This window comes from Pseudomonas sp. NPDC087690 (assembly GCF_044743175.1).
Lineage (GTDB): Bacteria > Pseudomonadota > Gammaproteobacteria > Pseudomonadales > Pseudomonadaceae > Aquipseudomonas.
The window spans coordinates 1-8,520 of sequence record NZ_JBIUVX010000073.1; the positions used below are offsets into that span (position 1 = coordinate 1).

Annotated in this window: 9 protein-coding genes; 8 read left to right on the forward strand and 1 reads right to left on the reverse strand. The window is 58.7% G+C overall.

The window, feature by feature from the left end; all coding sequences use genetic code 11:
* Positions 1–89 precede the first annotated feature (89 nt).
* The 4 genes from yajC (at position 90) to ACIPIZ_RS28775 (ending at position 3,955) form a co-directional block, all read left to right on the forward strand.
* The gene (gene yajC, locus ACIPIZ_RS28760) at positions 90–428 is read left to right on the forward strand and encodes a preprotein translocase subunit YajC (RefSeq protein WP_007916913.1); all 339 of its coding nucleotides are present in this window, start codon (positions 90–92) and stop codon (positions 426–428) included.
* Positions 429–492: 64 nt separating this feature from the next.
* Positions 493–2,361 (forward strand): protein translocase subunit SecD, encoded by a 1,869-nt coding sequence (gene secD / locus ACIPIZ_RS28765; RefSeq protein WP_401168881.1) that lies wholly within the window; start codon positions 493–495, stop codon positions 2,359–2,361.
* Positions 2,362–2,370: 9 nt separating this feature from the next.
* Complete coding sequence (secF, locus tag ACIPIZ_RS28770; RefSeq protein WP_064392078.1) at positions 2,371–3,285, forward strand: protein translocase subunit SecF; 915 nt, start codon at positions 2,371–2,373, stop codon at positions 3,283–3,285.
* Between the two features lie 121 nt (positions 3,286–3,406).
* Entirely contained in the window at positions 3,407–3,955 is a 549-nt protein-coding gene (locus ACIPIZ_RS28775; RefSeq protein WP_064392076.1) for a glycine zipper 2TM domain-containing protein, read from the forward strand.
* Between the two features lie 249 nt (positions 3,956–4,204).
* Here the strand turns inward: ACIPIZ_RS28775 and suhB are convergent, their stop codons facing one another.
* Positions 4,205–5,023, reverse strand: coding sequence for an inositol-phosphate phosphatase (gene suhB / locus ACIPIZ_RS28780; protein WP_401168885.1), 819 nt, complete (start codon positions 5,021–5,023; stop codon positions 4,205–4,207).
* Positions 5,024–5,168: 145 nt separating this feature from the next.
* On the opposite strand from suhB, the gene trmJ reads away from it, so the two are divergent.
* From trmJ to ACIPIZ_RS28800, 4 genes are all read left to right on the forward strand, one after another.
* Positions 5,169–5,939 carry a tRNA (cytosine(32)/uridine(32)-2'-O)-methyltransferase TrmJ gene (gene trmJ, locus ACIPIZ_RS28785; protein WP_064392072.1) on the forward strand — a complete coding sequence of 257 codons (771 nt, stop codon included), beginning with the start codon at positions 5,169–5,171 and terminating at the stop codon, positions 5,937–5,939.
* Positions 5,940–5,942: 3 nt separating this feature from the next.
* Complete coding sequence (cysE, locus tag ACIPIZ_RS28790) at positions 5,943–6,719, forward strand: serine O-acetyltransferase (protein WP_007916901.1); 777 nt, start codon at positions 5,943–5,945, stop codon at positions 6,717–6,719.
* Positions 6,720–6,964: 245 nt separating this feature from the next.
* Positions 6,965–7,456: a Fe-S cluster assembly transcriptional regulator IscR gene (gene iscR, locus ACIPIZ_RS28795; protein ID WP_003227911.1), complete on the forward strand. Its 492-nt coding sequence runs from the start codon at positions 6,965–6,967 to the stop codon at positions 7,454–7,456.
* A 47-nt stretch (positions 7,457–7,503) separates the two neighbouring features.
* Positions 7,504–8,520, forward strand: a 1,017-nt coding sequence (locus ACIPIZ_RS28800) for an IscS subfamily cysteine desulfurase (RefSeq protein WP_401168888.1), incomplete at its 3' end; no start/stop codon positions are given.

The following is an 8,520-nucleotide window of genomic DNA, read 5'->3' on the forward strand; positions in this document are numbered from 1 at the left end:
TGCCTTCTACGCCAAACGCGGACTTCCCGTTCCGCCTTTGGACTGAGTTTTCTGACCCCAAGATTCAACATTTGCAACTGGAGTGCTAAATGAGCTTTTTTATCTCTAACGCCATGGCTGACGCGGCTGCACCGGCTGCTGCCGGCCCTATGGGCGGTGGTTTCGAGTGGATTTTCCTGGTCGGCTTCCTGGTCATTTTCTACCTGATGATCTGGCGTCCACAGGCCAAGCGCGCCAAAGAGCAGAAGAACCTGCTGAGCAGCCTGCAGAAAGGCGACGAAGTTGTGACCACTGGCGGCATCGCCGGCAAGATCACCAAAGTAGCCGATGACTTCGTGGTTCTGGAAGTTTCCGACACCGTCGAAATGAAATTCCAGAAAGGCGCCATCGCCGCCACGCTGCCAAAAGGCACGCTGAAAGCGATCTAAGAGCAACAACTTCTACTCAATCGACGGGGCGCGCAAGGCGCCCCGCGTCATAACGGGCGGCGTGATGCTGAACAAATATCCTCTGTGGAAATACATTCTGATCCTGGCGGTGCTGGCGGTCGGTCTGATTTATTCCGCTCCGAATCTATACCCCGATGACCCGGCCATTCAGATCAGCGGCGCCAGCACGGCTCTGCAGGTCAATCAGGCCGATCTGGATCGCGTAAGCACCGCGCTCAAAGAGTCCGGCATCAACGTCAAGGCAGCCACACTGGCGGCAAATGGCAAGGGCGGTCTGATCCGTCTGAGCAAGGCTGAAGATCAACTGCCGGCCAAAGACGTAGTGCGCAAGGCGTTGGGTGATGACTACGTCGTCGCGCTGAACCTGGCACAGACCACCCCGCAATGGCTGCGCAATCTGGGCGCGCACCCGATGAAGCTGGGTCTGGACTTGTCCGGTGGTGTGCACTTCCTGCTGGAAGTGGACATGGACAAAGCTCTCGATGCACGCCTGAAAGTCTACGAAGGCGACGTCAAGAGCCTGCTGCGCAAAGAGAAACTGCGTTATCGCAGCCTGCCGCAGCTCAATGGTGCCATTCAGTTGGGCTTCAGCGATGAAGACTCCCGTGAACAGGCCCGTGCGCTGGTCCGCAAGAACTTCAACGATTTCGACATTGTTCCGGCCGACCTCAACGGTCAACCGGTACTGCGTCTGGCGATGACCCCGGCCAAGCTGGCGGAAATCCGTGAATACTCCATCAAGCAGAACTTTACCACGGTACGTAACCGCGTCAACGAGCTGGGTGTTGCCGAACCGATCGTCCAGCGTCAGGGCGCCAACCGCATCGTGGTTGAGCTGCCGGGCGTGCAGGACACTGCCGAAGCCAAGCGTATTCTCGGCAAGACGGCCAACCTTGAGTTCCGTCTGGCTGCAGAGCCGGGTGCTTCGAAAGCCACTTCCGAAACTTTCGAGTTCCGTGAAGGCAATCGTCCTCCTGCGCAGATCGAACGTGGTCTGATCATCACCGGTGACCAGGTGACCGACGCCAAGGCCGGTTTCGGCGAGCACGGCACACCTGAAGTGAACATCCGTCTGGATGGTCACGGTGGTGAACTGATGAGCCGCGCAACCCGTTCGAACGTTGGTCGCAGCATGGCGGTGATCTTCATCGAACAACGCCCGATCACCACTTACACCAAGCAAGTGGTCGATGGCGTCGAAAAAGACGTCGCGGTGCAAACGTTCAAAGAAGAGAAGAAGATCATCAGCCTGGCGACCATTCAGTCGCCGCTGGGTGCTCAGTTCCGCATCACTGGCCTGAACGGTCAGGGTGAGTCGTCCGAACTGGCGCTGCTGCTGCGTGCCGGTGGTCTGGCTGCACCGATGTACTTCGCTGAAGAGCGCACCATCGGCCCGAGCCTGGGTGCTGACAACATCACCAAAGGTATCGATGCGTCGCTGTGGGGCATGCTGTTCGTGTCGCTGTTCATCATCGCCATCTACCGTTTCTTCGGCATCATTGCCACCGTCGCACTGGCGGTGAACATGGTCTTGCTGCTGGCGCTGATGTCGCTGCTGGGTGCAACACTGACCCTGCCGGGTATCGCCGGTATCGTGTTGACCATGGGTATGGCGGTCGACGCCAACGTGCTGATCTTCTCGCGGATCCGTGAAGAGATCGCCGCCGGCATGACCGTGCAGCGTGCAATCAACGAAGGCTTCGGCCGGGCATTCACCGCGATTCTCGACGCCAACCTGACTACCTTGCTGGTCGGCGGGATTCTCTTTGCCATGGGCACCGGCCCGGTCAAAGGTTTCGCGGTGACCATGTCCCTCGGGATCTTTACCTCGATGTTCACGGCCATCATGGTGACCCGCGCAATGGTCAACCTGATCTTTGGCGGACGTGACTTCAAGAAGTTGTGGATTTAAGGGGCTGCCATGTTACGTACAATCAACTTCATGGGCGTTCGCAACTTCGCGTTCGGCGTCACAGTGTTTCTCACGTTGCTGGCTATGTTCAGTGTCGCTACCAAGGGCATGAACTGGGGTCTGGACTTCACCGGCGGTACGCTCATCGAGCTGACCTACGAGCGTCCGGCCGATGTCACCAAAGTGCGTGAGCAACTGGCTACCTCCGGTTATCACGAAGCGATCGTGCAGAACTTCGGTGCAACCACCGATCTGCTGGTGCGCATGCCGGGTGAAGACCCGCAGTTGGGCCATCAAGTAGCGCAAGCACTGCAGAAAGTCGGCGGCGACAACCCGGCGACGGTCAAGCGTGTCGAGTTCGTCGGCCCGCAGGTCGGTGAAGAGCTGCGCGACCAGGGCGGCCTCGGTATGCTGCTGGCGCTCGGCGGTATCCTGATCTACCTGGCTTTCCGCTTTCAGTGGAAGTTCGCGGTCGGCGCCATCGTTTCGCTGATTCACGACGTGATCGTAACCATCGGTATCCTGTCGTACTTCCAGATCACTTTCGATCTGACCGTGCTGGCGGCGGTGCTGGCGATCATCGGTTACTCGCTGAACGACACCATCGTGGTATTCGACCGGGTTCGTGAGAACTTCCGTGTCCTGCGCAAGGCAACGCTGATCGAGAACATCAATATCTCGACCACCCAGACGTTGTTGCGGACCATGGCGACGTCGATCTCCACTTTGCTGGCGATCGCGGCACTGCTGTTCTTCGGCGGTGACAACCTGTTCGGCTTCTCCATCGCCCTGTTCATCGGTGTTCTGGCGGGTACTTACTCGTCGATCTACATCGCGAACGTGGTGCTGATCTGGCTGAACCTGACCACCGAGGATCTGATTCCTCCGGCCAATACCGAGAAGGAAGTCGACGACCGTCCATAACGGCCATCGCTTCCCCGGCTGTCAGCCCAAGAAAGGCGCGAGTTGAACTCGCGCCTTTTTTTATGCTCCAAGGCTGGGAGAAGCGCGGGCGCGTCCCGCATGTGATGGTCAGGAGGTTCATGTGAACAAGTCGTTACTGGTTGGTGCGGTATTGGGTGCTGTCGGTGTGACTGCCGGGGGTGCTGTTGCCACCTACAGCCTGGTTAAAAGCGGCCCTGAGTATGCGCAAGTGTTGGCCGTTGAGCCGGTTAAAACACAGATCAAGACTCCACGTGAAGTGTGCAAGGACGTGGCAGTGACTCGTCAGGCACCGGTAAAGGATCAACACCAGATTGCCGGTACCGTCGTTGGTGCGCTGGCAGGTGGTTTGCTGGGTAATCAGATTGGCGGCGGCACGGGCAAGAAAATTGCCACGGTAGCCGGTGCGGTCGGTGGCGGTTATGCGGGTAATAAGGTGCAGGAAGGCATGCAAGAGCGTGACACTTACACCACCACGCAGACCCGCTGCAACACGGTCAATGACATCAGTGACAAGGTCGTCGGTTACGACGTGCGTTACTCGCTCGATGGCAAGGAAGGCAAAGTGCGGATGGATCGCGATCCGGGCAACCAGATTCCGGTCGACAAGGAAGGCAAGCTGATTCTGTCGCAGAATGAGCCGGCTCAGTAAGTACCGACTGTTTTAAAAGAAGCACCCTGCGGGGTGCTTTTTTTGTGCCCGCCATTTAAGCCGCGCAACAAATCCCCTGTAGGAGTGAGCCTGCTCGCGATAGCTATTTATCATTCGATGCAGGTGGTGGCTGATACACCGCTATCGTGAGCAGGCTCACTCCTACATTGGTCTCGTGGTGTGGCGCGTGATGAATTCCAGGCATAAAAAAAGCACCCCTAAGGGTGCTTTTTTCGTTTCGCGTGACGCTTAGCGCTTCAGCGAAGCCGGCAGGTGCGGCTGGATCGCCGTCAGAACTGCCTTGAAGCATTTGGTGTTGCCGGCAACGATGTGGCCTTTTTCAAGGAAGTCGTGACCGCCGGTGAAGTCGCTCACCAGGCCGCCGGCTTCTTGAATCAGCAGGGCGCCTGCAGCCATGTCCCACTCGGACAGACCCGACTCCCAGAACGCATCGAAGCGACCGGCAGCCACGTAAGCCAGGTCCAGGCTCGCCGAGCCAGCGCGACGGATGCCGGCAGTCTGGCCAACCAGGGCGCGGAACATGCCCAGGTAGTTGTCGAGGTTGTCCATCTGGTCATCACGGAACGGGAAGCCGGTGCCCAGCAGGGCGCCGTCGAGGCTGGTACGACCGCTGACGCGCAGACGGCGACCGTTCAGTTGAGCGCCGCGACCACGGCTGGCGGTGAATTCTTCCTGGCGAACCGGATCCAGAACAACAGCGTGTTCCAGGCGACCACGGTACTTGCAGGCAATGCTGACAGCGAAGTGAGGAATGCCGCGCAGGAAGTTGGTGGTGCCGTCCAGCGGATCGATGATCCACAGGTACTCTTCGCCTTCGATGCCGGTACCGGCGTGCAGGCCAGTCTCTTCACCGCGGATCGAGTGGTTCGGGTAAGCCTTGCGCAGCGCGTCGATGATTTTCTGTTCAGCGGCGCGATCAACCTCGGATACATAATCCTTGGCGTCTTTTTCGTCGACCTTGATGGTATCCAGGCGCTCGATGGAGCGGAAGATCAGTTCACTGGAGATGAGGGCGGCGCGCAGCGCGATATTCAGCATGGGCTGCATGGATGTGTCACCTAAGGTTGTTAAAGAAAGCCGCGCATTCTATCAGAACTTTTCTTCAGGTGAAGGACGCTGTTCGCTTTCATAGCTTAACGGTAGGCTGTTCTGTAAGATTTGCACCCCTTTCCTGTGTCCGAGAGCGCCTCCCTTGCTGCAGAACATTCGTGTCGTCCTGGTCAATACCAGCCACCCCGGCAACATCGGCGGGGCCGCGCGCGCCATGAAAAACATGGGTCTGTCGCGATTGGTGCTGGTCGAACCGCGCCTGTTTCCGCATCACGAGGCCGATGCTCGCGCCTCCGGTGCCGGTGACATTCTTGAAAGCGCACAAGTCGTCGCCACCCTGGAAGATGCCTTGGTCGGCTGCAATCTGGTGCTCGGCACCAGCGCCCGTGACCGTCGAATCCCCTGGCCACTGCTGGATCCGCGCGAGTGCGGCACCAAAGTGGTCGAGGAAGCCGGGCAGGGCGCTGAAATTGCGCTGGTGTTCGGTCGTGAAGATTCCGGTCTGACCAACGAAGAGCTGCAGCGATGTCACTTTCACGTGCACATCCCCTCCGATCCGGAGTTCAGCTCGCTGAACCTTGGCGCGGCGGTGCAGGTGTTGAGCTATGAAGTGCGCATGGCCTGGCTGGCTGCACAAGGTCAGCCGAGCAAGATCGAGAAAGAAGAAGTGGCCTCGGTGAAAAGCGCCGAGCTGGCGACCATGGATGAGCTGGAGCGCTTTTATGAGCACTTGGAGCAGACGCTGGTCGCCATCGAATTCCTCGACCCGGAAAAACCACGGCACTTGATGGCGCGCCTGCGCCGGTTGTACGGACGCAGCTCGGTCAGCCGGGCGGAAATGAATATTTTGCGTGGCATCCTCACGGAAACCCAGAAGGCGGCCCGTGGTGAGCTTCTTAAGCGGAAGGACTAAATGATGTTTGAGCGTTTGCGTGAAGATATCCAGAGCGTTTTCCATCGAGACCCGGCGGCGCGTAACGCTTTTGAAGTCCTGACCTGCTACCCCGGCATGCATGCCATCTGGATTCATCGATTGGCCGGCATGCTCTGGCGTAACGAGCTGAAATGGCTGGCGCGGCTGGTGTCGAATTTCGGACGCTGGTTGACCGGCATCGAGATTCATCCGGGCGCCAAAGTCGGTCGACGCTTCTTCATCGACCACGGCATGGGCATCGTCATCGGTGAAACCGCCGAGATTGGCGATGACGTGACCATTTATCAGGGTGTAACTCTGGGTGGCACCAGCTGGAACAAAGGCAAGCGTCACCCGACGTTGGGTGATGGTGTGGTTGTGGGGGCTGGCGCCAAGGTGCTTGGCCCGTTCACGGTCGGCGCCGGCGCCAAGGTTGGTTCCAACGCTGTAGTGACCAAAGAAGTGCCGCCGGGCGCCACAGTTGTCGGTATTCCGGGGCGGATCATCGTCAAGTCTGACGAGGAGCAGGACGCCAAGCGCAAGGCCATGGCCGAGAAGATCGGCTTCGATGCCTATGGCGTCAGCGAAGACATGCCCGACCCGGTGGCGCGCGCCATCGGTCAGTTGCTCGATCACCTGCAAGCGGTGGACGGACGACTGGAAGGGATGTGTGGTGCGCTGAAGGATCTTGGCAGCAATTATTGTGCGAAAGATCTGCCTGAACTGCGTGAAGAAGACTTCGCCTGTGTCAAAGGCAAAGACGAGTCCAAAGCCAGCTAAGCCCTGTGTAGGAGCTGCCGAAGGCTGCGATCCCTTGATCTTCTATAGAGCAAAATCAAAAGATCGCAGCCTGCGGCAGCTCCTACAGAAGCTTGCGCCGGCCGGTGTGCCATTAGGCCGCAGACCCTGCTATCATTCGCGCGCTCTTTTGCGGGTAATCCTGACTAAAGTACTAGGTCTTAAAGTTGACTTAAATACTCGGGAATTGCATACTCGCCCCATTCTGAACTCCGTGGTAACTGTCCATGCGACTGACTACAAAAGGCCGATACGCCGTGACCGCCATGCTTGACCTGGCGTTGCACGCGCAGCACGGGCCCGTGTCCCTGGCCGATATCTCCGAGCGCCAAGGCATCTCCCTGTCCTACCTCGAGCAGCTGTTCGCCAAGCTGCGCCGCAGCAACCTGGTTTCCAGCGTTCGCGGTCCGGGTGGCGGCTACCAATTGTCCCGCGACATGCAGGGCATTCAGGTCGCCCAGGTGATCGATGCAGTAAACGAATCGGTTGATGCCACCAAGTGCCAGGGCCAGGGCGATTGCCATTCCGGCGACACCTGCCTGACCCACCATCTGTGGTGCGATCTGAGTCTGCAGATTCACGAATTTCTAAGTGGTATCAGCTTGGCTGATCTTGTAACTCGCCGTGAGGTGCAAGAAGTAGCCCAGCGTCAGGACCAGCGCCGTTGCAACAGCAAGGCGCCACGCCTGGACAAGATTGAAGCGTCCGCCGTCGAATGACAGCCGAAGAGCTAGCGGTACGCCAGCCCTGATTTAGGAGATAGTCCATGAAATTGCCGATTTACCTTGATTACTCTGCGACCACCCCGGTCGATCCGCGCGTTGCGCAAAAAATGAGTGAATGCCTGCTGGTCGACGGAAACTTCGGTAACCCGGCGTCCCGTTCCCACGTGTTTGGCTGGAAAGCTGAAGAGTCCGTCGAAAACGCCCGTCGTCAGGTGGCCGATCTGGTCAACGCCGACCCGCGCGAAATCGTCTGGACCTCCGGCGCTACCGAATCCGACAACCTGGCTATCAAGGGTGCGGCGCATTTCTACGGCTCCAAGGGCAAGCACCTGATCACCTCGAAGATTGAGCACAAGGCTGTCCTCGACACCATGCGCCAACTGGAGCGTGAAGGTTTCGAAGTGACCTACCTCGAGCCGACAGAAGACGGCCTGATCACTCCGGCCATGATTGAAGCTGCACTGCGCGAAGACACCATCCTGGTCTCCGTGATGCACGTGAACAACGAAATCGGCACCGTCAACGACATTGCTGCTATCGGCGAAATGCTCCGCGCCAAGGGCATCCTGTTCCACGTCGACGCCGCTCAGTCCACTGGCAAGGTCGAGATCGACCTGCAGAAACTGAAAGTCGACATGATGTCGTTCTCCGCTCACAAGACCTACGGCCCTAAAGGCATCGGCGCGCTGTACGTCAGCCGCAAGCCGCGTGTGCGCATCGAAGCGACCATGCACGGCGGCGGTCACGAGCGTGGCATGCGTTCCGGCACCCTGGCGACCCACCAGATCGTCGGCATGGGCGAAGCGTTCCGCGTAGCCAAAGAAGACATGGCTGCCGAAAACGTCCGTATCAAAGCGTTGAGCGACCGCTTCTACAAGCAGGTCGAGCATCTGGAAGAGCTGTACGTCAACGGCAGCCTGACCGCCCGCGTTCCGCACAACCTGAACCTGAGCTTCAACTACGTTGAAGGCGAGTCGCTGATCATGGCGCTCAAGGATCTGGCAGTGTCGTCCGGTTCGGCCTGCACCTCGGCGTCCTTGGAGCCTTCGTACGTCCTG

Excerpts from the sequence above, each read along its gene's own strand:
- yajC (WP_007916913.1), top strand. The coding sequence starts at position 90 with ATGAGCTTTTTTATCTCTAACGCCATGGCTGACGCGGCTGCACCGGCT.
- secD (WP_401168881.1), top strand. The coding sequence starts at position 493 with ATGCTGAACAAATATCCTCTGTGGAAATACATTCTGATCCTGGCGGTG.
- secF (WP_064392078.1), top strand. The coding sequence starts at position 2,371 with ATGTTACGTACAATCAACTTCATGGGCGTTCGCAACTTCGCGTTCGGC.
- suhB (WP_401168885.1), bottom strand. The coding sequence starts at position 5,023 with ATGCAGCCCATGCTGAATATCGCGCTGCGCGCCGCCCTCATCTCCAGT.
- cysE (WP_007916901.1), top strand. The coding sequence starts at position 5,943 with ATGTTTGAGCGTTTGCGTGAAGATATCCAGAGCGTTTTCCATCGAGAC.
- iscR (WP_003227911.1), top strand. The coding sequence starts at position 6,965 with ATGCGACTGACTACAAAAGGCCGATACGCCGTGACCGCCATGCTTGAC.